We start from the raw sequence: 22,853 nt of genomic DNA, 5'->3' as shown, positions 1-22,853 counted from the left end.
TCCGATCCGTCCGCCCCCACCGCCCCACGGGGCCGGCGGCGCCGGGCCCGCCGCACGCAGGACCGGCGCCGCCGGGGTCAGCCCAGCCCCTGCGCCAGGCGGTGGTACGCCTGGCTCCAGCGGAGCCGGTCGTCGAACTCCTCGGTGCGGGTCTCCCCGTCGATCAGCACGAACTCGGTGCCGGTGATCCGGGCGAAGTCCCGCAGCACCTCCGCACCGGCCGTGGTGAGCACCGTGTGGTGCGGTCCTCCCGCGATCAGCCAGCACTCCGCGGAGACCGGCAGCGAGGGACGCGGCTCCCACAGCGCGCGGGCCACCGGCAGCCGCGGCAGCGGCTCGTCCGGGGCGACCACGTCGATCTCGTTGGCCACCAGTCGGAAGCGGTCGCCGAGGTCGACCAGGCCGACGACGACGGCGGGCCCGGGCTGCGAGTCGAAGACCAGCCGCACCGGGTCCTCGCGGTCGCCGATGGAGAGCGGATGGATCTCGCAGGAGGGCCGGCCCGCAGCGATGGTCGGGCACACCTCCAGCATGTGGGCGCCGAGCACCTTCGGCCGTCCCGGGCCGAAGTGGTAGGTGTAGTCCTCCATGAAGGAGGCCTGCGGGCCCATCGCCTTGGCGCCGGCGAGCAGTGCCGCGGTCTTCCAGTCGCCCTCGCCGCCGAAGCCGTAGCCGTCGGCCATCAGCCGCTGTACCGCCATGCCGGGCAGCTGCCGGAGGCCGCCCAGGTCCTGGAAGTTGGTGGTGAAGGCGCCGAAGCCGCCGCGCTCCAGGAACTCGCGCAGTCCGGCCTCGATCCGTGCGGAGTAGCGCAGCGAATCGTGCCGCGCACCGCCCGGGGTCAGCTCGGGCGCGAGCCGGTACTCCTGCGCGTACCGGTCGACGAGTTCGTCCACCGCGAGGTCGGGCACCGCGTCGACCAGCTCGGCCAGCTCGGTCACTCCGTAGGTGTTCACGCTGACGCCGAACCGCAGTTCGGCCTCGACCTTGTCGCCCTCGGTCACGGCGACGTCCCGCATGTTGTCGCCGAACCGCGCCACCCGCAGCGTGCTCATCCGACGGTGGCCCATCGCCGCCCGCGCCCACTCGCCGACCCGCCTGGCCACTCTGGGGTCCGAGGCGTGACCGGCCACCGTCTTGCGGGCGACGCCGATCCGGGTCTGGACGTAGCCGAACTCCCGGTCGCCGTGGGCGGCCTGGTTGAGGTTCATGAAGTCCATGTCGATGGTCGACCAGGGCAGCGCGCGGTTGAGCTGGGTGTGCAGATGGAGCAGGGGCTTGCGCAGCGCGTCCAGACCGGTGATCCACATCTTGGCCGGCGAGAAGGTGTGCATCCAGGCGATCACACCGATACAGGAGGGGTCGGTGTTGGCCTCCTCCAGGCAGCGCCGGATGGCGGCGGAGTCGGTCAGTACCGGCTTCCAGACGATCTCGGGCACGATGCTCGCCGAGGCGTCCAACTCCCGCCGGATCTCCCGGGACTGGTCGGCGACCACCGCCAACGCCTCGGGTCCGTACAGGTGCTGACTACCCGTCAGGAACCAGATCTGCGGCGCGTCCTCGCGTGTCATCCCTCTGCCCCTCGTACTCGTGGCCACCGGCTGCGGACGTCGCCGGTCACTGGCCGTAGACGTTCTGGTAGCGCTCGTGCAGGCGGTCGACCGACGCGCGGTCGATGGCCTCGGGCGTACCGAGCTGGTACGCGAAGTGGACGGTCTTCGCCACGTCCTCCAGCATCACCGCCGCCTTCACCGCGGCCCGGGCGTCCCTCCCGACGGTGAACGGGCCGTGGCTGCGCATCAGCACGGCGGAGGAACGGTTCTCCCGCAGCGTCTCGACGATGCCGCGGCCGATCGAGTCGTCCCCGATCATCGCGAACGGGCCGACCGGGATGTCGCCGCCGAACTCGTCGGCGATCATCGTCAGCACACAGGGAATCGGCTCGCCGCGCGCCGCCCAGGCGGTCGCGTACGAGGAGTGGGTGTGCACCACTCCCCCGACCTCGGGCATGTGCCGGTAGACGTAGGCGTGGGCGGCGGTGTCCGAGGAGGGCGCGAAGTCGCCCTCCACCAGCTCGCCGTGGAGATCGGTGACGACCATCGACTCGGGGCCCAGGTCGTCGTAGGAGACCCCGGAGGGCTTGATCACCATCAGATCCGCACCCGGCACCCGCGCCGAGACGTTCCCGGCGGTCCAGGTCACCAGGTCGTACCTGGTCAGCTCAGTGTGCAGGTCCGCCACGGTCTTCCGCAGCGCCCGCACTGCCGCCTCGTGCTCCCTCATCCGTTCTCTCCCGCCTCGACGGCGTCGCGCCGCAGCGCGCGCAGGGTGTGCATGACGTCGTTGCCCCGACGACCGAAGTGGTCGTGCAGCGCCAGGTACTCGGCGAAGAGCCGGTCGTAGGCGCGGGCCGCCGCCGGATCGGGCACGTACACCGCCCGGCGCACCGAACCCATCGCCTCCGCCGCCGCCCTGATGTCCCGGTGGGCGCCGGCCGCCACCGCCGCGTGCATCGCGGCTCCCAGACTCGGCCCCTGACTGGAGCCGATGATCGACAGCGGCAGATCGAGCACATCGGCGTAGATCTGCATCAGAACCGGATTGCGCACCAGCCCGCCCGCGACGATGAACTCGGTGACCGGCACCCCCGACGCGTTGAAGTTCTCCACGATGACGCGTGCGCCGAACGCGGTGGACTCCAGCAGCGCCCGGTAGACGTCCTCCGCGCGGGTGGCCAGGGTCTGGCCGATCACCAGCCCGGAGAGCTCGTGGTCGACGAGGACCGAGCGGTTTCCGCTGTGCCAGTCCAGGGCGATCAGCCCGTGCTCGCCGACCCGCTGCCCGGCGGCCAGCTCGGAGAGCAACTCGTGCACGGAGACGCCCCGTTCGCGCGCCTGCTCGTGGTAGCGCGGCGGAACCTGGTTGTCCACGTACCAGGCGAAGATGTCGCCGACGCCGCTCTGCCCGGCCTCGTAGCCGTGCAGACCGGGCACGATCCCGCCGTCGACGACCCCGCACATGCCCGGCACCTCGCGCAGCACGTCGCTGCTCATCACATGGCAGGTCGAGGTACCCATGATCGCCACCATCTGCCCCGGCTCGACCGCTCCGGCGGCGGGCGCGGTGACATGCGCGTCCACGTTGCCGACCGCCACCGCGATCCCCTCGGGGAGCCCGGTCAGCGCCGCGGCCCGGGCGGTGAGCGAACCGGCGCGGGCGCCCAGTTCGCCGATCGGCTGGTCGAGCCTGCTGGTGACGAAGTCCGCGAAAGCCGGGTTGAGTTCGGCCAGGAACTCCGCCGAGGGATACGCGCCGTCCTGGTAGATGCCCTTGTAGCCGGCGCTGCACGCGTTGCGGACGTAGGAGCCGGTGAGCTGCCAGACGATCCAGTCGGCGGCCTCCACCCAGCGCTCCAGCGCCGCGTACACCTCCGGCGCCTCCTCCAGGATCTGGAGCGCCTTGGCGAACTCCCACTCCGAGGAGATCAGCCCGCCGTAGCGCGGCAGCCACTTCTCCCCGCGTCGCGCGGCGAGTTCGTTGATCCGGTCGGCCTGCGGCTGGGCGGCGTGGTGCCGCCACAGCTTGGCGTACGCGTGCGGGTGCTCCCGGAAGGCGGGCAGTTCGCACAGCGGGGTGCCGTCGGCGGTGGCCGGGACCATGGTGCAGGCGGTGAAGTCGGTGCCGACACCGATCACCCGCCGCGGATCGACACCCGCGTCCGCCAGGGCCGCGGGTATCGCGCCGCCCAGCACGTCGACGTAGTCGGCGGGCACCTGGAGCGCCCAGTCCGGCGGCAACGGCGCGCCCGAGCCGGGCAGTTGCCGGTCCACCACCGCGTGCGGGTACTCGTGCACGGCGCTGCCCAGCTCGACACCGTCCCGCACCCGCACCACCACGGCACGGCCGGACAGGGTGCCGAAGTCGACACCGACCACCAGCGGGTCTGTTTCGTCGGCCACGGGAGCCCACCTCACTCAGTACGGGCCCCGCTCCGGGATGCACCGGTCGGGGCGTCGGTCGTCGGGTCGCGGTCGGGAACGCGGGTGCGCGGCGGTCGGGCCGGCGACCCGGAGGCGGAAGCGCCGCGGCAAGGGCGAACCGGCCGGTGTGGACGAGCCGCCGCTCCAGCAGTGTTATCGCTAACAACAGCGACGTCAAGAAGTCGCAAAGCATTCACCGAAAACATGGCCTGCTCAGGGAGTTCGACGGGTGTGAGCGCACACAGCACTGCCGTCGCGCCGCGTCACAGCGGGCACGCGGGGCACGCGGGGCACGCGGGGCACGCGGGGCACGCGGGGCGACCTCCGCCGGCGGGCCGGCGGTGAGTGACGGCGCGGGTAGCCCTGCGTGCCTGGGCCGTCTCTGCACTTCGCCCGAAGGGACGGCAAGAGTGGCGGAGCGCGCAGGTCTCCTGAAACGCGGGTGCGTGAGGCGGGTGCGTCCTGAAGGATGCCCGGTGTGACTCCTGCGACCGACACAGCCCTGCCGCCGCCGTCCGTTCTCAAGGCCTTCGGGCTCACCGGACGGCCTGAGCCGCTCGAAGGAGGCCAGGGTCGGAGTGTCCGAGTGGGCGATGCCGTGCTGAAGCCGGCCGGTGACAGCGCGGACGTCGAGTGGGCGGCGACTCTGATGGACGGGCTCCAGGGCCGACAGGGCTTTCGGGTCCCGCGATTTCTGCGCTCCCCGAACGGGGAACACGTCGTCGGGGGATGGGCCGCGACCCGGTTGGTGACGGGCGAGCCGGGGCCTGCCGGCAGATGGGATTCCCTGTTGGCTGCGGGCAGGACCTTTCACGAGGCTCTGCGGGAAGTGCCGCGGCCTGCTCGACTGGACGTGCATCAGCACCCGTGGGCGGTGGCTGATCGAGTTGCCTGGGGCGAGACGACAACGGAAGTACCGCCGCAGGTGGAGCGGTTACTCACCGGGTTGCAGGCGTTCCGCGAACCCGTGGACGCGCGTGCTCAGCTCATTCACGGCGACCTGACGGGAAACGTTCCCTTCGCGCCCGGCCACGCCCCCGCGATCATCGACTTCTCGCCCTACTGGCGACCGGTTGCCTACGCGGAGGCGATCGTGGTCGTCGACGGCCTGCTCCATTACCGGGCTGGAGCCCGCCTGGCGGACTCGGCGGTCCCCGGCGCCGAGGGCGCTCAGATGCTGCTGCGCGCGTTGATCTTCCGCCTGGTCGCATCGGGCGTACTGGCCGGCGACGGCGGTGCGCCGCCCGATGAGGAGTTGATCGGGTTCACTCGCGTGTCCCGGTTCATCGAGAAGCGGATCGGCGGATAGCGCGGGGCGGCCTTCGACGTGCGCGACCAGGACGAGGTGGCGCCCGGGTCCACGCCCCGCGCCCGACCCCGCCCCGTGTGCGGTGCCGGGCCTGCGCGGAGTCGTCCCGCCGGGTCAGCCCGGTGGTGCGGCCGTGCTGGAGCGCGCGATCAACTCCGGGGTGAGGACGCGGTGTTCGCTGCCCGAGCCGGTGCCGTTGATCCGGGGCAGCAGCAGCTCCAGGGTGTCGGTCGCCGCCGCGTCGAAGTCCGGCCGCACGGTGGTCAGCGGCGGAGTGAAGTAGGCGGCCTCCGGCACGTCGTCGAAACCGACGATGCTCACCTCGTCCGGCACCCGGCGGCCCCGTTCGGTCATCGCCCGCAGAATGCCCAGCGCCAGATGGTCGTTGGCCGCGAACACGGCGGTCACCTCGGGCATCCGCGCCAGCATCTGGCCGGCCCGGTACCCGGAGGCGGCGCTCCAGTCCGCCGGGCTGACCGGTGGCACCTCGGCGCCCGCCGTCTCCAGCGCGCGCCGCCAGCCGCGCACCCGGCCCGCCGAGTCGAACCAGTCGGCCGGACCCGACACGTGCCACACCGTCTCGTGGCCCGCGTCCAGCAGATGCCGGGTCGCGGCGGCGGCACCCGCCTCCTGGTCCACGGTCACCAGCGCGCCGCCGCGTTCGGGGTCGCCGTCCACGGCGACCAACGGGATGTCGGCGGGGACCTCGGCGAGCGCCTCGTCGGCGGCGGCCGTGGGTGCGATCACCACGATGCCGGCGACCCGCTGGTCGCGGTGGTGCTCGACCGCCGCCGTGATCGACGCCCGGTCCAGATGCCGTACGCGCCGTACGCTCACCACGAACCCGGCCGCTGAGGCGGCCAGTTCGAAGGCGGCGAGCAGTGAGGAGGGCCCGTACAGGGTGGAGTTCTGCGCGACCACGCCGATGATCTGGGAGCGGCCGGTGACCAGTGCGCGCGCGGCCCGGTTGGGACGGTAGCCCAGCTCCTCGATGGCCGCGCGCACCCGCAGCCGGGTCTGCTCCCGCACGTTCGGGTGCCCGTTGAGGACCCGGGAGACGGTCTGGTGCGAGACTCCCGCCAGCCGTGCGACGTCGGTCATCGCGGGCTCACGTGCCGCACGCACCGTCGATGAGGTGTTCTCCACCGAATTCCCCCTGTCTTGCCCACCGACGGCCGCCGGCCCCGAGCGGGCCCGCGGGCACAGCGTCGGCCCGAACGCCGACCAGAGTACGCAGCCGGCGCACCACCGCCGCGCACCCTCGCGGCCGTCCCGCCTCCTGCGGGGCCCGCTCCGGGCGGGCCCCGCACTCCCGCGTCACGCGGTCTCCCGCCCGGAGCGGCCCGGGCCGGCGTCCCCGACTCCGGGGCGCGGACGGGCCGTTCGGATCCGCACCGGTGGTGGAACGCCGGTCCGAGCAGGCTCAGGAACCGACCCTGCGTTTGTTCCAGACGTCGAAGCCGACGGCGGCGAGCAGGACGAGTCCCTTGATCACCTGCTGGTAGTCGGTGCCGATGCCCACCAGTGACATGCCGTTGTTGAGCACGCCGAGGACGAGACCGCCGATCACCGCGCCCATCACCTTGCCGACGCCACCGCTCATCGAGGCGCCGCCGATGAACGCCGCCGCGATCGCCTCCAGTTCGAACATCAGGCCCGCCTGCGGGGTGGCCGCGTCCAGCCGCGCCGCGTAGACGCAGCCGGCGAGCGCCGCGAGCGTGCCCATGTTGACGAAGACCAGGAAGGTGACGCGCTTGTCCTTGACGCCGGAGAGCTTGGCGGCGGCCTTGTTGCCGCCAAGCGCGTACACATGGCGGCCCGTCACGGTGTTGCGCATGACGAAGCCGAGGGCGATGAGCAGTGCGCAGAGGATCAGCAGCACCACGGGCACACCGCGGTAGCTGGCCAGCGTCAGCGTCACCGCGACGACCGCGGCCACGATCGCCACGCACTTGACGACCCAGATGTTGAACGGCAACGGCTCCAGCTCGTACGCCAGTTGGCTGCGCCGGTCCCGCCACTGCTGCACCAGGACGACGACGATCACCAGTGCGCCGAGCAGCAGCGTCGGGTTGTGGTACTGGGTGTACGGCCCCACCTCGGGGATGAAGCCCTGCGCCATCTGCTGGAATCCGTGCGGGAACGGCCCGACGGACTCACCCTCCAGCACGATCTGGGTCGCGCCCCTGAAGAGCAGCATGCCGGCGAGCGTCACGATGAAGGACGGGATGCCGACGTAGGCGATCCAGAAGCCGTGCCAGGCTCCCGCCAGCGCCCCGATCACCAGTGACAGCACCAGCGCCGCCACCCAGGGCATGTCGTGTTTGACCATCATCACCGCCGACAGCGCGCCCACGAAGGCGGCGACCGAGCCGACCGAGAGGTCGATGTGGCCGGCGATGATGACGATCATCATGCCCATCGCCAGGATGAGGATGTAGCTGTTCTGCTGGATCAGGTTGGAGACGTTGTTGGGCAGCAGCAGGGTGCCGCCGGTCCATATCTGGAAGAGGACGACGATCAGCCCGAGGGCGACGAGCATGCCGTACTGGCGCATGTTGTCGCGTACGGCGTCCCTGAGGACGTCGACGACGGACCGGGAACGCCCCGGACTCGTGGCAGGCGTGCGGGTCTCGTTGGTCATGGGGGTCTCTCAGTTCCTGTCCATGGTCATGTGCCGCATGAGCACTTCCTGCGTCGCCTCGGCACGGTCGATCTCACCGGTGAGCCGCCCGGCGGCCATGGTGTAGATCCGGTCGCACATGCCCAGCAGTTCGGGCAGTTCGGAGGAGATGAAGAGCACGGCCTTGCCCTCGGCGGCCAGTCGCTCGATCACGCTGTAGATCTCGAACTTGGCGCCGACGTCGATCCCGCGGGTGGGCTCGTCGAGGATGAGCACCTCGGGCCCGGCGTGGATCCACTTGCTCAGCACGACCTTCTGCTGGTTGCCCCCGCTCAGACGCTGCACCTGCTCGAAGACGGTGGGCGTCTTGATGTTCATCGACTTCCGGTACCCCTCGGCGACCTGCCGCTCGCGGTGCTCGTCCACCACGCCCCGGCGGGCGAGGGAGGGCAGCGAGGTGAGGGAGATGTTGCGGTTGACGCTGTCGATCAGGTTGAGGCCGTAGGTCTTGCGGTCCTCGGTGACGTACGCGATGCCGTGGTCGATCGCCTCCGGCACCGAACGGGTGCGCACCTCACGGCCGTTGACCGCCACGCTGCCGCCGTCGTACACGCCGTAGCTGCGGCCGAAGACGCTCATCGCCAGCTCGGTGCGGCCGGCGCCCATCAGCCCGGCGACTCCCACGATCTCGCCCCGGCGGACCTCCAACGACACGTCGTCGACGACCTTGCGCTGGTGGTCGAGCGGATGGCGCACGGTCCACCCCGACACCTCCAGCGCGACCTCCCCGGCGTCCGCACCGGTGTACGGGGTGCGCTCGGGGAAGCGGTTCTCCAGATCGCGGCCCACCATGCCGCGGATGATGCGGTCCTCGGCGATCTGCGGCTCCGCGTCCGGTGTCTCGCGCACCGGGAGCGTCTCGACGCTGCGCCCGTCGCGCAGGATGGTCACCCGGTCCGCGATGCGGCGGATCTCGTTCAGTTTGTGCGAGATGACGATGCAGGCGATGCCCTGGGAGCGCAGCTCCAGGATGAGCCGGAGCAGGTGCTCGCTGTCCTCGTCGTTGAGCGCGGCGGTCGGCTCGTCGAGGATCAGCAGCTTGACCTCCTTGGACAACGCCTTGGCGATCTCCACGAGTTGCTGCTTGCCCACCCCGATGTCGGAGACCCGGGTCTGGGGCAGGTCGGGCAGCCCGACGCGGCGCAGCAGCCGGGTGGCGTCGCGCAGCGTGGCCCGCCAGTCGATGACCCCGCGCCGCGCCTGCTCGTTGCCGAGGAAGATGTTCTCCGCGAGCGAGAGATGCGGGATGAGCGCGAGCTCCTGGTGGATGATGACGACGCCGCGCCGCTCGCTGGCGTTGATGTCGCGGAAGGCCACCGGCTCGCCGTCGAGCAGGATCTCGCCCTCGTAGGAGCCGTGCGGATGGACCCCGCTCAACACCTTCATCAGCGTCGACTTGCCCGCGCCGTTCTCGCCGCACAGCGCGTGGATCTCCCCGGCGCCGACCTCCAGGTCCACCCCGGCCAGCGCCTTGACCCCGGGGAAGGACTTGGTGATCCTGCGCATTTCGAGTACGGGTCGGCTCACGAGATCTGACCCTTCTTGTAATACCCCTCCTCGACGAGGAGTTCCACGTTGGACTTGTCGACGCTGACCGGGTCGAGCAGGATCGCCGGGACGACCTTCTCGCCGTTGTCGTAGTCCTCGGTGTTGTTGAACTTCGGCTTCTTGTCGTTGAGAAGCGCGTCGCCGACCTGGACGGCCTGTTCGGCGAGCTTGCGGGTGTCCTTGAAGACCGTCTGCGTCTGGCCGCCGGCGACGATCGACTTGACCGAGGCCAGCTCCGCGTCCTGACCGGTCACCACCGGGTACGGACGGGACTTCGTGCCGTAACCCGCGCCCTTGAGCGCCGAGATGACGCCGATGGACATGCCGTCGTACGGGGAGAGCACCGCGTCGATCTCGCTGCTGCCGTAGTGCCGGCTGAGGATGTCGTCCATCCGCTTCTGGGCGGTGCCGCCGTCCCAGCGCAGCGTGGTGGCCTGGTTCATCTTCGTCTGGCCGCTGCGCACGGTCAGCTGCTTCTTCTTGAACCAGGGCTCCAGCACGTCCATGGCACCGGACCAGAAATAGCGCGTGTTGTTGTCGTCGGGCGAACCGGCGAACAGCTCCAGGTTGCCCTTCCTGCTCGCGCCGTCCTCCAGTTCGAGGGCGTCGACGACGTACTGGGCCTGGAGGGCGCCCACTCTCTCGTTGTCGAAGGAGACGTAGCCGTCGATGTTCGGGGTGCCCATGATCAGACGGTCGTAGGCGATGACCCTGGTGCCGGCGTCGTGCGCACGGTCCAGCACGTCGTTGAGGGCCGAGCCGTCGATCGCGGCGATCACCAGCAGCTGGTGGCCCTTGGTGATCATGTTCTCGATCTGGGCGACCTGGTTCTCCACCTTGTCGTCGCCGTACTGGAGGTCCGTCTTGTAGCCGGCCGCCTCGAACTGCTCGGCCATGTTCTGGCCGTCGGTGATCCACCGCTGCGAGGACTTCGTGGGCATCGCCAGACCGACCGTCGACCCCTTTCCCGCGTCGGGCTTGTAGCGGCTCCCGCCCCTGGCCTCCTGGCCACACGCGGTCAGCGTCCCGACCAGCACCGCGGCGACCGCCGCCGCTGTGAGTGGGAGGGTGCGCATCCGGGTACGCATGCGGGTCAACTCCTTTCGAAGGGGCTGCGCCGTCACGGGCCCGACTCCCGGCCGCCGTGGGGCGGGGTCGCCGGTGGCGCCCCGACTGCTCCGGGCGCCGCCGCGCACAGGGTTCCGCGCACGGCGCGAACACCCGGGCAAACCAGCTTGGTTAGCGCTCAACAACGGATTAACCCATATGTGACAAGCATTACGCTAGATACGTGCGGGCTCTTTGTTAACGCGCACATCACCCCGGCGCAATCCGCCCCGAACCTCCGCGCAGCCACCCGGGACAAGCACCCCGGACAGCTCCCCCATCACCCCTCGGCCACCCGCGCACGCACGCCCGGGGCCGCACCCGCGAGCACGCGAAGTCGGCGGCTGCTCCGCCTCCTGCCCCGACCCGCCCCACCCACACCACCCCGCGCCCACGTTTCGCACAGCGCACGAAGAGCGGCGCCTCCACGGACCGCACCGGGAGCCCGGACACACACGGGGACGTCGACTGCCGTGCGGGGGCCTGCCCACCGCCGCTACAGCGAGCGGCGGAGCTGCCCGCTGGGAGGGACTGCCGCCTGCCGCCGGATGGGCTGCCGCCGTCGGGGCGACGCACTGGGCGGGGTCGTACGGCCGGCATCGGCACGGCCGCGGGTCGGCAGGGATGCAACCCGGCCGCCGTCTGACGGGGCGCCAGCCCGGCGCCGGCCGCCCGGCGGCAGTGACCGCGGGGCGGCGGGGAGACGACGCTCCCCGAAGTTCGGTGGGGTGGGTGGGACTCGAACCCACGGCCGACGGATTATGAGTCCGCTGCTCTAACCGGCTGAGCTACCACCCCGGTCCGGCGCGTCGGGAAACACTCCCCCACGCCGTCTGCCGCAGCATAGCCGCTCATACGATCTCCCGCCCGCACGGGGCCGCTGCTCCCCCTCCATGACATCGATCATGGTCGGAACGGTTCCCGGGGTGTCGGAAGAAAGATCGAGGTGCGGTGGTGCGCAGGGGGCGCACTTCGCGCGGCGCGCGCCCGTACTCGTGGAGGAGCCGGGCACACGAAGAAGGGCCCCGCTTCCGGGGCCCTTCTTCGATCATGCTCCCCCGACTGGATTCGAACCAGTAACCTGCCGGTTAACAGCCGGCTGCTCTGCCGATTGAGCTACAGGGGACTGCACTGCTCGGGCTCGCCCGGACGATGTCCGGGGGCGTTCCCTCGCCGCGGGCAATACATTAGCGCATGGCAGGGGGTGCTTTGAAATCGGTACGGAGCACCGCGGCGCAGCCGGCCTGTGTGCACTGTCGAGGACCCGAAGGAAAGGCTGTCCCATGCGGCACCGTTGGACGTTCGTGACCGGACTGGCAGTCGGCTATGTGATCGGAGCCCGAGCCGGGCGGGAGCGGTACGAGCAGCTGCGCCGCAGTGCGCAGCGCTTCGCCGAGAACCCGGCTGTGCGCAACACCGTGGAGTCCGCCTCCCACAACGGGCGGGAGGCCGCCGCCAAGGCGGCGAACGCGGTCACCGACCGGGTCGGCGACCGGCTGCCCCCCTCGGTGGTCGACAGGGTGCGCGAGGCGACCGGCCGCAAGGGCTCGTCGTCGCTCGACGCGGACGACTGGGGCACCACCAACACCTGAGCGCGCATGGAGGAGGGCCTGCCACCGATGCCTCGGTGGCGGGCCCTCCTCCATGCCGGAACGGACCGCGCGGCCGGCGGCGGAGGCCGGGCGTCAGGGGCGGGGGATGTTGCGGAGGTTGGAGCGGGCCATCTGGACCATCCGGCCGACGCCGCCGTCCAGCACCATCTTGCCCGCCGACAGCGCGAAGCCGGTCACCATCTCGGCCTTGATCTTCGGCGGAATGGACAGCGCGTTGGGGTCGGTGACGATGTCCACCAGCGCCGGTCCCCTGTGCTTGAACGCGGCCTTCAGCGCACCCCGGACCTCCTTCGGCTTCTCCACCCGCTGGCCCCAGGCTCCGGCCGCCCGGGCGACGGCGGCGAAGTCGGGGTTGTGGTTGGTGGTGCCGTGGGCGGGAAGGCCGGCCACCAGCATCTCCAACTCCACCATCCCCAGGCTGGAGTTGTTGAAGAGGACGACCTTGACCGGCAGATCCTGCTGCACCAGCGTCAGGAACTCCCCCATCAGCATGCTGAAGCCGCCGTCGCCGGACATCGAGACGATCTGGCGGCCCCGGTCGAGGTACTGGGCGCCGATCGCCTGCGGCATGGCGTTGGCCATCGAACCGTGCGTGAAGGAGCCGATGACCCGCCTGCGCCCGTTGGGGGTGAGGTAGCGGGCGGCCCAGACGTTGCACATGCCGGTGTCGACGGTGAAGACGGCGTCCTCGGCGGCCTCCTCGTCCAGCACCGAGGCGACGTACTCGGGGTGGATCGGGGTGTGCTTCTCGACCTTGCGGGTGTACGCCTTCACCACGCCCTCCAGCGCGTCCGCGTGCTTGCGGAGCATCCGGTCGAGGAAGGAGCGGTCCTGCTTCTGGGTCAGCCGGGGCGTCAGACAGCGCAGCGTCTCGCGCACGTCGCCCCAGACCGCGAGGTCGAGGGTGGAGCGGCGGCCGAGGTGCTCGGGGCGCACGTCGACCTGGGCGATCTTGACGTCGTCGGGCAGGAAGGCGTTGTACGGGAAGTCGGTGCCCAGGAGCAGCAGCAGATCGCACTCGTGGGTCGCCTCGTAGGCGGCGCCGTAGCCGAGCAGGCCGCTCATGCCGACGTCGTACGGGTTGTCCCACTGGATGTGCTCCTTGCCGCGCAGGGCGTGGCCCACCGGGGAGTTGACCCTGGCGGCCAGCTCCATGACCTCCCGGTGCGCTCCGGCGGTGCCGCTGCCGCAGAAGAGGGTGACCCTGCGCGCGCCCTCGATCAGCTCGACCAGCGAGTCGATCTCGGCGTCGGCGGGACGCACCGAGGGGCGGGAGGTGACGAGCGCGTGCTGCTCGGCGCGCTCGGGTGCCTGCTGGGCGGCGATGTCGCCGGGCAGCGCGACCACGCTGACGCCGCCCCGGCCGATGGCGTGCTGGATCGCCGTCTGGAGGACGCGGGGCATCTGCTGCGGGTTGGAGACCAGCTCGCAGTAGTGGCTGCACTCGCGGAAGAGCTGGTCCGGGTGGGTCTCCTGGAAGTAGCCGGTGCCGATCTCGCTGCTGGGGATCTGGGAGGCCAGCGCGAGCACCGGCGCCATCGAACGGTGGGCGTCGTACAGGCCGTTGATCAGACGGAGGTTGCCCGGCCCGCAGGAGCCGGCGCAGGCGGCGAGCGAGCCGGTGAGCTGCGCCTCGGCGCCTGCGGCGAAGGCCGCCGCCTCCTCGTGCCGCACGTGCACCCAGTCGATGCCGGCCGTGCGGCGGATCGCGTCGACGACGGGGTTGAGGCTGTCGCCCACGACGCCGTAGATCCGCCGCACCTCGCTGCGCACCAGGATCTCGACGAACTGCTCGGCCACGGTCTGTCGTTTCGCCATCGCTTGCACACCTCGGGTCTCGGGAGGGCGTTCGGGCCGGTAAGCCACCAGCAAATTACCGCTGTATGCGGCTTGTGCCCGGAGTGTGCGGTGCGACGTGCGCGTCAGCGGCTCACAGCAACGCGGTCAGCGGTACGGAGAGGTCGGCCAGCCGCTCGGGGTCGACGGGGCCGCCGGACCGTACGAGCTGCTGGATCTCCTCGGTGCGGTCCCAGACGTTGACGTTCATCCCGGCCAGTACGCGGCCCTCGCGCAGCCAGAAGGCGATGAACTCCGGCTTGCCCACGTCGCCGCGGCACACCACCTGGTCGTAGCTGCCCGCCGGCGCCCAGCCGCTGTACTCCAGGCCCAGGTCGTACTGGTCGGAGAAGAAGTAGGGCAGCCGGTCGTGGGAGACCTCGCGGCCGAGCATGGCGCGGGCGGCGGCCGGGCCGCCGTTGAGCGCGTTGGCCCAGTGCTCGACGCGGATGCGCGTGCCGAGCAGCGGGTGGTGCGCGGCGGCCGCGTCGCCCGCCGCGTACACGTCCGGATCGGTGACGCTGCGCAGCGAGGCGTCGACGGCGATGCCGCCGGTCGCCTCGTCCAGCTCCAGACCGGCGGAGGCGGCGAGCGAGGTGCGCGGCGCGGCTCCGATGGCGGCCAGCACACCGTGCGCCGGGTGCTCCTCGCCGTCGTCGGTCTGCACCGCCAGCACCTGGCCGTCCTGGCCGGTGATCCCGGTCAGCCTCGCGCCGAAGTGGAACCGGACGCCGTGCGCGCTGTGCAGATCGGTGAACAGGGCGCCCATCTCGGGACCGAGCACCGAGTGGAGCGGGCTCGGCTCCGGCTCGATGACGGTGACCTCCGAGCCGTACCGCCGCGCCGCCGCGGCTGCCTCCAGTCCGATCCAGCCACCCCCGGCGATCACCAACTGGCCGTTCTCCCGGCCGAGTCGGGCGAGCATTCCGCGCAGCTGGTCGGCGTGGGCGAGGCGGCGCAGATGGTGCACCCCGGCGAGCTGGGTGCCGGGCACCTCCAGGCGCCGCGGCTCGGCGCCGGTGGCCAGCAGCAGCGCGTCGTACGGCAGCACGGTGCCGTCGCCGAGGGTCACCTCGTGCGCCCGGCGGTCGATCCGCACCGCGGGCTGACCGAGGTGCAGCTCGATGTGCTCGCGCGCGTACCAGGCCGGTTCGTGGACGAGGAGGCTTTCGCGCTCCGTCTCGCCGTTGAGGTAGCCCTTGGACAGGGCCGGGCGCTCGTAGGGGTGGTCGCGCTCGTCCCCGACGAGGATGACGCGGCCGGTGAAGCCCTCCGCCCTCAGGGTCTCGGCTGCCTTCGCCCCGGCCAGCCCCGCGCCGATGATGACGAACGTCCGATGTGCGTCCACCACGTGTTGCCTCCTCGCTGCTGTTGCGCCCCGCGTCCTGCCGCACGCCGATTCCGATTCCGGTGCGTACGGCACGTGGTGCGGTGGCCCTCCCTGGAGCGTCCCGCATCCGGGCGATCACCGGAAGAGCGCGGGCCGTTCACCGCGTGGCGCGGTACGGGTGGGGGGCGGGTGCGGTGCGGGTGTGGCGCACGGGTTGTGCGGGCGTCGGCGCGGGGCGCGGTGCGGGTGGGGCGGTGGTTGTCAGTGCGGGCCGAGGCGGGCGTGCAGGGTGCGGGCGGAGGCGTCGGTCAGGCAGGCGATCTGGTCCACGACCGCGCGCACCCGGGCGGCGTCGTCACCGGCCCGTGCGTACTCGGCGCGGAACTGCGGGTCCAGTCCGTCGGGGGCGCGCAGCAGCAGGGCGTGTGCCAACTCCCCCAGCACGACGCGCTGTTCGGCACGCAGCCGCTCCTGGTCGGGGCGCTGCATCACAAAGCGGTCGGCGACCGCCTTCAGCACCGCGCACTCCAGCCGCACGCCCCGCTCCACCAGCAGGTCCGCCCGGTAGCGGGTCAGCGGGCCGTCGCCGTGCGCGGCGCGGGTGGCGGACTCGGCGCCGAGGCAGAAGCGGCCGATAAGCTGGCTGGTGGCGTCCTTCAGCCGCGCCTGGGCGGGCGCGGTGCCGTCGTAGCCGTGCGGCCACCACTCCTGGTCCAGGAGCCGGTCGAGTGCCTCGGCCAACTCGTCCTCGTGGGTGTCGGCCGGGGCGTACCGCGCGGCGGCGAGGGCGAAGATCTCGCGGCGCTCGGGGCCGGCGAGGAGGGCGTTGGGGTCGAGGTAGCCGGCGTGCAGTCCGTCCTCGACGTCGTGCACGGAGTAGGCGACGTCGTCCGACCAGTCCATCACCTGGGCCTCGAAGCACTTGCGGTACGCCGACGCCCCCTTGCGCAGCCACTGGAAGACGGGCACGTCGTCGGTGTACACCCCGAACTTCGGCGACTGCGGATCGGTGGGGTGGCCGCCCTGGTGCCAGGGGTACTTGGTGGCCGCGTCGAGTGCCGCGCGGGTGAGGTTGAGCCCGGCCGGGCGGCCGTCGGCGGTGAAGTGCTTGGGCTCGATGCGGGTCAGCAGCCGCAGCGACTGCGCGTTGCCCTCGAACCCGCCGCACGGTTCGGCGATCTCGTCCAGCGCCGTCTCGCCGTTGTGGCCGAACGGCGGATGGCCGAGGTCGTGCGCCAGACAGGCGGCCTCGACCAGTTCCGGGTCGCAGCCGAGCGCGGCGCCGAGGTCCCGTCCGATCTGGGCGCACTCCAGCGAATGGGTCAGCCGGGTGCGCGGGCTGGCGTCCCAGGCGTGCGCGCTCGACCCGGGCGCGACGACCTGCGTCTTGCCGGCGAGGCGGCGCAGGGCCGCGGAGTGCAGCACCCGGGCACGGTCGCGCTGGAAGGCGGTGCGACCGGGGCGCTTGTCGGGTTCCGGCTCCCAGCGCTCGGTGTCGGACGGGTCGTATGTGCCGTGCATGCCATGACGGTAACCGGCGTCCGCCCGGGCGACGGCGGCGGACCTGCTCGAAGGGCAGGTGGTCAGACGGCGTCGGGCCGGCCGGAACGGGGCCAGGCGACGGTACCGGGACGGCTGCCGGTACCGGCGCGGCCGGTGGCCGGAAGAGTGGCGCACGCCTCGTCGTAGCGGGTCAGCAGAAGTCGGGCGAGGGCCGGGTGCGGGCCCAGAGGCGGGCTTGTCGGCACCTGTCCGGCGAGAGCCGCACAGCGCGCGGCGAAGTGCCCGGGGGCCGTGAAGTACGAGGCCACGAAAGGGCGTTGGCAGCCGCGCGCCCGCAGGGCCGCCAACGCCCGAGGCACTGTCGGCGCGGTCGCCGAGAGGTAGCCGGGCAGCACCGGAACGTCGCCCAACCGGGCGGAGAGCAGCGCGGCACTCGCCTCCGCGTCGGCCGCAGAACCGGGGTCGCGCGAGCCCGCGGCGGCCAGTACGAGCCCGTCCGGTGCGCGGCGCCCGTACGGCGTCGGGGCGGCGGCGACACGGTCGGCGAGGGCGTCGGCGAGCAGCGGGTGGGGGCCGAGGGCGGCAGCCACCGAGCAGCGCAGCCACGGGGCGGCGCGCCCGGCGGCGGGCAGGTCGTACCGCAGATGGTGGCCGCGGCCGAGCAGCAGCGGCACCAGTACGACCCCGCCCGGCGGATGCGCCGCGAGCACCTCGGCGAGCGACGGCCGGGCGATCTCGATGTAGCCGAGCGCCGTGCGAAGTCCCGGGCGCAGCGCACGAACCCGGTCCAGCAGCGCGAGGCCGGCCGCCTCGGCACGGGAGTCGCGCGAGCCGTGAGCGACGGCGACCAGGGTGGGGGCCGGAGGAGCGGGAGCCGCAGGCCGGGCCGGTGGGGCGTGGGTCGGAGGGGCGTGGGTCGGAGGGGCGTGGGTCGGAGGGGCGTGGGTCGGAGGGGCGTGGGTCGGAGGGGCGTGGGTCGGAGGGGCGTGGGTCGGTGGGGCGGGAGCCGCGGGGGCGGGGGTTGGGCGGGAGGGAGTGCGGTGGTCGGGAGCGGTGGGTGGTTTCAGCCCGCCGAGCTGCTGGGCGAGGCGCACGGTGAAGGCGGACAGGAGTTGCTCCGGAGTGTCGAGGCGGTCGGAATCGGGCACGGCGACGGGCCGTTCGGGCCCGGCGGGCGCCGCCGCACCGGCGGGCGCACCGTTTCCGGTGGAACTGTCGGCGTCGTGGCGCCTCACACCGAAGGCGGTGCCGACGGTTGCACGCGGGGAGGCGGGTTGCCCGGGGCGATCCGCCGAAAGTGGTGACATGGCAGGAGCCTGGTCGAGTGGCGTTGCCGGCCCGTTGCGCCGGGATCACGGCTGGTTGCGGACGTCTCACCGCCCCGGCCCCGGCTGCCCGGAGAACGCGGGCGCCGCACCTGTCCGCCGGATGCCAACTGCCCGCGCACCGCCGCGATTTGACCTCTTCGCGCGCTCGGACGCGGCACCCGGGAAACACAGTGCCAACGTCTCCTTGCCGAGAGTGAATTTCTTCCCGCCGCAAGTGCCACGAACTGCCCGAATCACCCCGGGTGACGACGGGAGGCGAGTTCCGGGCTTGGCGCAGCGCACAGCGGGCCGTAACCTACGGTTTCGTAACCTACGGACCCGTAGGTTGTTCCGCCGTCTTTCGCAGGAGCCCCTTGTGACCCTCGCTTCTCCCCATCTCGGCAGCTCAAAGGAGTGGACCGACGCCAAGCTGCTGTACGCCCTGGAAGAGGTCGTGGAGAAGGAACTCAACCGGCATCTCAAGGTCGCCAAGGACTGGATGCCGCACGAGTACGTGCCCTGGACCGACGGCCGGAACTTCCCCGGCTTCTACGAGGACGGCGAAGCCTGGGACAAGTCCCAGTCCAAGGTCACCGACATCGGCCGCATCGCGCTGATCGTCAACCTGCTGACCGAGGACAACCTCCCCAGCTACCACCACGAGATCGCCAGCCTCTTCGGCCGCGACGGAGCCTGGGGCACCTGGGTGCACCGCTGGACCGCCGAGGAGGGCCGGCACGGCATCGTGATGCGCGACTACCTGCTGACCTCCCGCGCCGTCGACCCGGACGAGCTGGAGCGCTTCCGGATGGTGCACATGTCGGAGGGCTTCGAGTCCGACAACCGGCACTCGATGCTGCACTCGGTCGCCTACGTCGCCTTCCAGGAGCTCGCGACCCGCATCTCGCACCGCAACACCGGCCACCAGTCCGGCGACCCGGTGTGCGACCGGATGCTCGCGCGCATCGCGACCGACGAGAACCTGCACATGGTCTTCTACCGCAACCTGCTGCGCGCGGCCTTCGACCTCGCGCCCGACCTGACCATGCAGGCCGTGCGCGACGTGGTCGTCCACTTCCGGATGCCCGGACACGGCATGCCCGGCTTCGAGCGCGCCGCCGCACGCATGGCCATCGGCGGGATCTACAACATGCGCATCCACCACGACGACGTGCTCCAGCCGGTGCTGCGCTTCCTGAAGGTCCTGGAGATCGACGGACTCGGGCCCGAAGGGCTGCGCGCCCAGGAGGAGTTGGGGATGTACATGGCCGGGCTGGACTCCGAGGCCCGCAAGCTCGACGAGAAGCTCGAGGCCCGGCGCGCCCGCATGGCCGCCCGCGGCGCGTAGGACGCAGAGCAGCGGGCACGACGCGTGCCCGCTGCCCCCTTGTCCCCTGCCCCTGTCCGTACGGCGAGCGCGCGGATCCCCGGCGTCCGGCGGGACGGCTGCGCGGCCCGTTCGTACGCGACTCCCCGGGGTGACGGGGTGAACCGCCGAGCGCGAGCCGGGACTTGGGCACGGCGCGCACACCGCAGCCGATCGGGCCCGGCGGTGCAGTCGTCGGGCGGTACGGGCAACCCGCGGCACAGGCGCCCGGTGGTACGGGCGCCGGCCTGGCTGCCGACAGAGGCGGCTGCCGCGGGCGGGGCGGCACGGGGCAGGATTGCCGCATGGCCCCGACACCGCCCGCTCAGGAGCAACCGCCCCCGCACGAGCCGTACGGGTCACACGGGCCGTACGGGTCACACGGGCCGTACGGACCGTACGGGCCGTACGGGCCGTACGGCTCGTACCGGCAGGGCAGGCAGGCCGACGGGGCGGCGGGGCCGGCGCGCGGTGGGGCGCGGCGCGTTCGCCGCCACGGCTTCCGGGGAGCGGTCCTCGCCGCGGTGGGTGCCGTGCTGCTGCTCGCCGGCGTGCTCGTACTGGCTCAACTCCCCGACGAACTGCGCGAACAGCGCGCGTACACAACCGCCTCCGCCTGCGCCGAGACGTCGGGAACCGCGGCGCACCGGAACGGCTCGTGCCTGGACACCGGCCCGGCGACGGTCGTGGAGATCAGCAAACGGGGCGGACGCGGCGGCGCCACCTATGACCTCACCCTCGCCGCCGAGACCGGTGAGCTGCGCACCTGGGCCGGATGGGGCGCCGACCCGGTGGTCCGGCATCTCGACGCGGGCGACACGGTGGAGCTGACCACCTTCCGTGCCGAGGCGGTCCGGATCAGCCACGGCGGTCGGACTCAACAGGCGGGCGCCACACCGGAGTTCGGCCCGATCGGCACCGCCGCCGTCGGCATGGTGCTGACGACCGCCGCCGGTTGGCTGCTCCTGCTGGGCCGGCGCCGGTTCGTCGACTCCTCCCGGGGCGAGGACCGGCCGCTCCGCTTCTCCGGGCTGATCGCGCCCGTGTTGGTCACACTCTTCGGCCCGCTCGCGTTCGCTCTGGCGGCCCGCGGGGCCGTGGGCGCCGCCCCTCTGCTCGCCGTACTGGCAGGCTGGGCCGCTCTGCTGCTCCTCACCGCACTCCTGCTCCGTCGCCGAGCCGTCGCCCGCGACAGACCGCCGCCCCGCCCCGGCTCCTGAAGCCGCCCTGCCGCCGCGGCCCACCGCGACCCGCCGCAGTCCGCCCGCCGCGACGTGCTCCGGGAGCGGCCCCTCAACCACCGCCCGCAGGCGCCGAGTTCGCCCGGAGCCGCGCGGACACGCGAGGCAGCGGTCGGCCGAACGGCTGGTCGGAAGGGCGGCGAGTCGGCGAGTCGGCGAGTCGCGGTGGCGACGGAACGGCGGGTAGACGGAGCCGCAGGCTGACGGCGTCTACGGCGTCGGCGGGGTCGGTGGGTCAGGAGCAGGTGGTGGGGGCGCGGGTGCGGGGAGCGGCCGTCCGCCAGAGGTCGGTGGCGGCCTTCGCGGTGAGTTCGGCGGCGTCGGTGGGGAGGTGCGCGGGACGGCGGGTGCCCGGCTCGGCACCCGGTCGGTCCGCGAACAGCACGACGCTCAGAGCCAGTTGGGAGTCGAGACCGTGCCACCAGGTGGTGCGCCGAGTGGACCCGCCGCCGGCGCCCCCGGTGTGGCAGGCGCTGGCGAGGGTGGGCGCGAGGCCGCCCGTACGGCCTTCTCCGACGACGGCCGGGACCGCGGCGTACGCCTCTTTGGCTTGCAGCACGCTGCGCACCTCGGGCTTCGCGGTGTGGACGGTGCGGCCGTTCCTGGTGATCCGCGCGACGGTGTACGGGGTCGCGTACCGGCCCTCGGCCACCAGGGCGGCGTACGCGGCGGTCAGGTTGACCGGGCGGGGAGCGGCGGTGTCGGCCAGTTCGTCCAGCGGCGCCCGGAGGCGGAGCCCGGCGAACGGTTCGAGCGCCGTACCCGCCTCGATGGCGCCGTCGAGCGCGGTGTTGAAGGGTTGGCGGGCGTAGTCGCCGCCGCCGAGGAGCAGGCGTACGGCGCCGTCACCGGGTTCGAGCGCGACGGCGGCGGCTCGCAGTCGGGAGGCTTTCGCGTCGCCGCCGCGGTCGTCGGACCAGTGGCGGTCGAGGCGTTCGGCGGCGGCGTCCTGGAGGGCGAGGTCGAAGGTGGTGTGCACGGTGTAGCCCTCGCGGGCGAGTTCGTCCTCGGTGATCCCGAGCCGGGCGGCGGCCTCGCGGGCGGCGGCGTCGATCAGGTACTGCTGCTGGCCGCCGGTGGCGCCGGGCGGGTAGTGGCGGAACGCGGGGAACCGGGCTTCGCCGCGCTGGCGTGCGGTGATGGTGCCCGCGTCGGCCATCGCGTCGAGCGTCCAGCGCCAGCGCGCCTCCAGCCGTTCGGTGACCTCGCGATCCGCGCCGGCCTTCTCGTAGTGGGAGGGGATGTTGATGATCGCGGCGAGCGCGGCGCCCTGGGAGAGGGTGAGATCGCGTGCGTCGACGCCGAAGTAGCCGCGTGCCGCCGCCTGGATGCCCGCCGCGCCGCGGCCGAAGTAGACGGTGTTGAGGTAGCCCTCCAGGATGTCGTCCTTGGAACGGGTGCGGTCGAGCTTCACGGCGAGCAGCGCCTCGCGGACCTTGCGAGTCAGCGAACGCTCCGGGCTGAGCAACGCGTTCTTCACGTACTGCTGGGTGATCGTCGAGCCGCCCTGCTGCGTGCCGCCGCGCAGTGCGGCGCCGATCGCGCGCGCGACGGCCTTGGGCGACACCCCGGCGTCGGTGCGGAACGACCGGTTCTCCGCGGCGATCACCGCGTCCTGGACGACCCGGGGGACGTCGCCGAGCGGTACGTCCTGGCGGTCGACGGGCCCGCGCCGCCCGAGGTACTCGCCGTCGTGACCGAGGAAGACGGTGCTCTGCATGACGGTCTCGGGGTGCGGCTCCGGGATGTCCGTACGGTGGTACGCGACCACGGCGACACCGCACAGCAGCGCCACCACGGTGGCCAACACCGTTGCGAGGATGCGGAGTTGGCGACGCCGGGACCTCCGCAGACGGAGCAGGGCGGGCACCCGCCGGGCACCCGTACGGCGGCCCCCGCCAGACGCGGAGGCGTCGCCGGACGCGGGGGTCACGCCGGACGCGGGGGCGTCGCCGGACGCGGGGGTCGCGGGTTCCGTCACGTCGCACTCACCAGTCGCGGCGGTGCTGCTCGGCACCGGGCTCTCCTCC

16 protein-coding genes and 2 tRNA genes are annotated in these 22,853 nt (G+C 72.3%); 4 read left to right on the top strand and 14 right to left on the bottom strand.

Annotated features, from left to right (window positions below; genetic code table 11):
* Nucleotides 1-77: 77 nt before the first annotated feature.
* From araA to araB, 3 genes are read right to left on the bottom strand one after another with little or no spacing between them, the layout of a single operon-like run.
* Nucleotides 78-1,571: an L-arabinose isomerase gene (araA, locus tag MTQ01_RS07090; RefSeq protein WP_247487533.1), complete on the bottom strand. Its 1,494-nt coding sequence runs from the start codon at nucleotides 1,569-1,571 to the stop codon at nucleotides 78-80.
* Between the two features lie 46 nt (nucleotides 1,572-1,617).
* Nucleotides 1,618-2,283, bottom strand: a complete 666-nt coding sequence (locus MTQ01_RS07085) for an L-ribulose-5-phosphate 4-epimerase (protein ID WP_247487531.1) — start codon at nucleotides 2,281-2,283, stop codon at nucleotides 1,618-1,620.
* The gene (gene araB, locus MTQ01_RS07080; protein WP_247487528.1) at nucleotides 2,280-3,959 is read right to left on the bottom strand and encodes a ribulokinase; all 1,680 of its coding nucleotides are present in this window, start codon (nucleotides 3,957-3,959) and stop codon (nucleotides 2,280-2,282) included. The genes MTQ01_RS07085 and araB overlap by 4 nt, the downstream gene beginning before the upstream one ends.
* 607 nt (nucleotides 3,960-4,566) lie before the next feature.
* Here araB and MTQ01_RS07075 point away from each other — a divergent pair.
* Complete coding sequence (locus MTQ01_RS07075; RefSeq protein WP_247487526.1) at nucleotides 4,567-5,289, top strand: aminoglycoside phosphotransferase; 723 nt, start codon at nucleotides 4,567-4,569, stop codon at nucleotides 5,287-5,289.
* A gap of 114 nt (nucleotides 5,290-5,403) precedes the next feature.
* Here MTQ01_RS07075 and MTQ01_RS07070 read toward each other — a convergent pair whose 3' ends face one another.
* The 6 genes from MTQ01_RS07070 to MTQ01_RS07045 form a co-directional block, all read right to left on the bottom strand.
* Nucleotides 5,404-6,390, bottom strand: coding sequence for a LacI family DNA-binding transcriptional regulator (locus MTQ01_RS07070; protein ID WP_247487524.1), 987 nt, complete (start codon nucleotides 6,388-6,390; stop codon nucleotides 5,404-5,406).
* Nucleotides 6,391-6,712: 322 nt separating this feature from the next.
* Nucleotides 6,713-7,933 carry a multiple monosaccharide ABC transporter permease gene (mmsB, locus tag MTQ01_RS07065; RefSeq protein WP_247487521.1) on the bottom strand — a complete coding sequence of 407 codons (1,221 nt, stop codon included), beginning with the start codon at nucleotides 7,931-7,933 and terminating at the stop codon, nucleotides 6,713-6,715.
* Between the two features lie 9 nt (nucleotides 7,934-7,942).
* The gene (gene mmsA / locus MTQ01_RS07060) at nucleotides 7,943-9,478 is read right to left on the bottom strand and encodes a multiple monosaccharide ABC transporter ATP-binding protein (protein ID WP_282613389.1); all 1,536 of its coding nucleotides are present in this window, start codon (nucleotides 9,476-9,478) and stop codon (nucleotides 7,943-7,945) included.
* 17 nt (nucleotides 9,479-9,495) lie between these two features.
* The gene (chvE, locus tag MTQ01_RS07055; protein ID WP_247487517.1) at nucleotides 9,496-10,608 is read right to left on the bottom strand and encodes a multiple monosaccharide ABC transporter substrate-binding protein; all 1,113 of its coding nucleotides are present in this window, start codon (nucleotides 10,606-10,608) and stop codon (nucleotides 9,496-9,498) included.
* Between the two features lie 743 nt (nucleotides 10,609-11,351).
* Nucleotides 11,352-11,425, bottom strand: a tRNA-Ile gene (locus tag MTQ01_RS07050).
* Between the two features lie 255 nt (nucleotides 11,426-11,680).
* Nucleotides 11,681-11,753: transfer RNA gene (locus tag MTQ01_RS07045), tRNA-Asn, on the bottom strand.
* Between the two features lie 157 nt (nucleotides 11,754-11,910).
* On the opposite strand from MTQ01_RS07045, the gene MTQ01_RS07040 reads away from it, so the two are divergent.
* Nucleotides 11,911-12,219, top strand: coding sequence for a YtxH domain-containing protein (locus MTQ01_RS07040; RefSeq protein ID WP_247487515.1), 309 nt, complete (start codon nucleotides 11,911-11,913; stop codon nucleotides 12,217-12,219).
* 93 nt (nucleotides 12,220-12,312) lie between these two features.
* Here MTQ01_RS07040 and MTQ01_RS07035 read toward each other — a convergent pair whose 3' ends face one another.
* The 4 genes from MTQ01_RS07035 to MTQ01_RS07020 all read right to left on the bottom strand — a co-directional run bounded on the left by MTQ01_RS07035 (nucleotide 12,313) and on the right by MTQ01_RS07020 (nucleotide 18,144).
* Nucleotides 12,313-14,058, bottom strand: coding sequence for a pyruvate dehydrogenase (locus tag MTQ01_RS07035; protein WP_247487513.1), 1,746 nt, complete (start codon nucleotides 14,056-14,058; stop codon nucleotides 12,313-12,315).
* Between the two features lie 112 nt (nucleotides 14,059-14,170).
* Nucleotides 14,171-15,427 carry an FAD/NAD(P)-binding oxidoreductase gene (locus MTQ01_RS07030; RefSeq protein WP_247487511.1) on the bottom strand — a complete coding sequence of 419 codons (1,257 nt, stop codon included), beginning with the start codon at nucleotides 15,425-15,427 and terminating at the stop codon, nucleotides 14,171-14,173.
* A gap of 240 nt (nucleotides 15,428-15,667) precedes the next feature.
* A complete protein-coding gene (locus tag MTQ01_RS07025) occupies nucleotides 15,668-16,927 on the bottom strand; it encodes a deoxyguanosinetriphosphate triphosphohydrolase (RefSeq protein WP_247487510.1) in 1,260 nt (419 codons plus the stop codon).
* Nucleotides 16,928-16,989: 62 nt separating this feature from the next.
* On the bottom strand, nucleotides 16,990-18,144 hold the full coding sequence (locus tag MTQ01_RS07020; protein ID WP_308294365.1) for a CbiX/SirB N-terminal domain-containing protein: 1,155 nt from the start codon (nucleotides 18,142-18,144) through the stop codon (nucleotides 16,990-16,992).
* Between the two features lie 448 nt (nucleotides 18,145-18,592).
* On the opposite strand from MTQ01_RS07020, the gene MTQ01_RS07015 reads away from it, so the two are divergent.
* Nucleotides 18,593-19,564, top strand: a complete 972-nt coding sequence (locus MTQ01_RS07015) for an acyl-ACP desaturase (RefSeq protein ID WP_247487508.1) — start codon at nucleotides 18,593-18,595, stop codon at nucleotides 19,562-19,564.
* Nucleotides 19,565-19,887: 323 nt separating this feature from the next.
* Entirely contained in the window at nucleotides 19,888-20,802 is a 915-nt protein-coding gene (locus MTQ01_RS07010; RefSeq protein WP_247487506.1) for a hypothetical protein, read from the top strand.
* A 256-nt stretch (nucleotides 20,803-21,058) separates the two neighbouring features.
* On the opposite strand, the gene MTQ01_RS24925 is transcribed toward MTQ01_RS07010, so the two are convergent.
* Nucleotides 21,059-22,804 (bottom strand): transglycosylase domain-containing protein, encoded by a 1,746-nt coding sequence (locus MTQ01_RS24925; protein WP_308294364.1) that lies wholly within the window; start codon nucleotides 22,802-22,804, stop codon nucleotides 21,059-21,061.
* Nucleotides 22,805-22,853: the final 49 nt, after the last annotated feature.

Source organism: Streptomyces sp. XM4193, from assembly GCF_023072595.1.
GTDB lineage: Bacteria > Actinomycetota > Actinomycetes > Streptomycetales > Streptomycetaceae > Streptomyces.
Note: the sequence above shows the minus strand (reverse complement) of the source record. Positions and strands in the feature narration are given on the sequence as shown.

Bases quoted from the DNA above. Each gene is read 5' to 3' on its own strand.
- MTQ01_RS07040 (WP_247487515.1), top strand. From the start codon at position 11,911: ATGCGGCACCGTTGGACGTTCGTGACCGGACTGGCAGTCGGCTATGTG.
- MTQ01_RS07085 (WP_247487531.1), bottom strand. From the start codon at position 2,283: ATGAGGGAGCACGAGGCGGCAGTGCGGGCGCTGCGGAAGACCGTGGCG.
- mmsB (WP_247487521.1), bottom strand. From the start codon at position 7,933: ATGACCAACGAGACCCGCACGCCTGCCACGAGTCCGGGGCGTTCCCGG.
- chvE (WP_247487517.1), bottom strand. From the start codon at position 10,608: ATGCGTACCCGGATGCGCACCCTCCCACTCACAGCGGCGGCGGTCGCC.
- mmsA (WP_282613389.1), bottom strand. From the start codon at position 9,478: ATGCGCAGGATCACCAAGTCCTTCCCCGGGGTCAAGGCGCTGGCCGGG.
- MTQ01_RS07025 (WP_247487510.1), bottom strand. From the start codon at position 16,927: ATGCACGGCACATACGACCCGTCCGACACCGAGCGCTGGGAGCCGGAA.
- MTQ01_RS07035 (WP_247487513.1), bottom strand. From the start codon at position 14,058: ATGGCGAAACGACAGACCGTGGCCGAGCAGTTCGTCGAGATCCTGGTG.
- MTQ01_RS07010 (WP_247487506.1), top strand. From the start codon at position 19,888: ATGGCCCCGACACCGCCCGCTCAGGAGCAACCGCCCCCGCACGAGCCG.
- MTQ01_RS07070 (WP_247487524.1), bottom strand. From the start codon at position 6,390: ATGACCGACGTCGCACGGCTGGCGGGAGTCTCGCACCAGACCGTCTCC.
- araA (WP_247487533.1), bottom strand. From the start codon at position 1,571: ATGACACGCGAGGACGCGCCGCAGATCTGGTTCCTGACGGGTAGTCAG.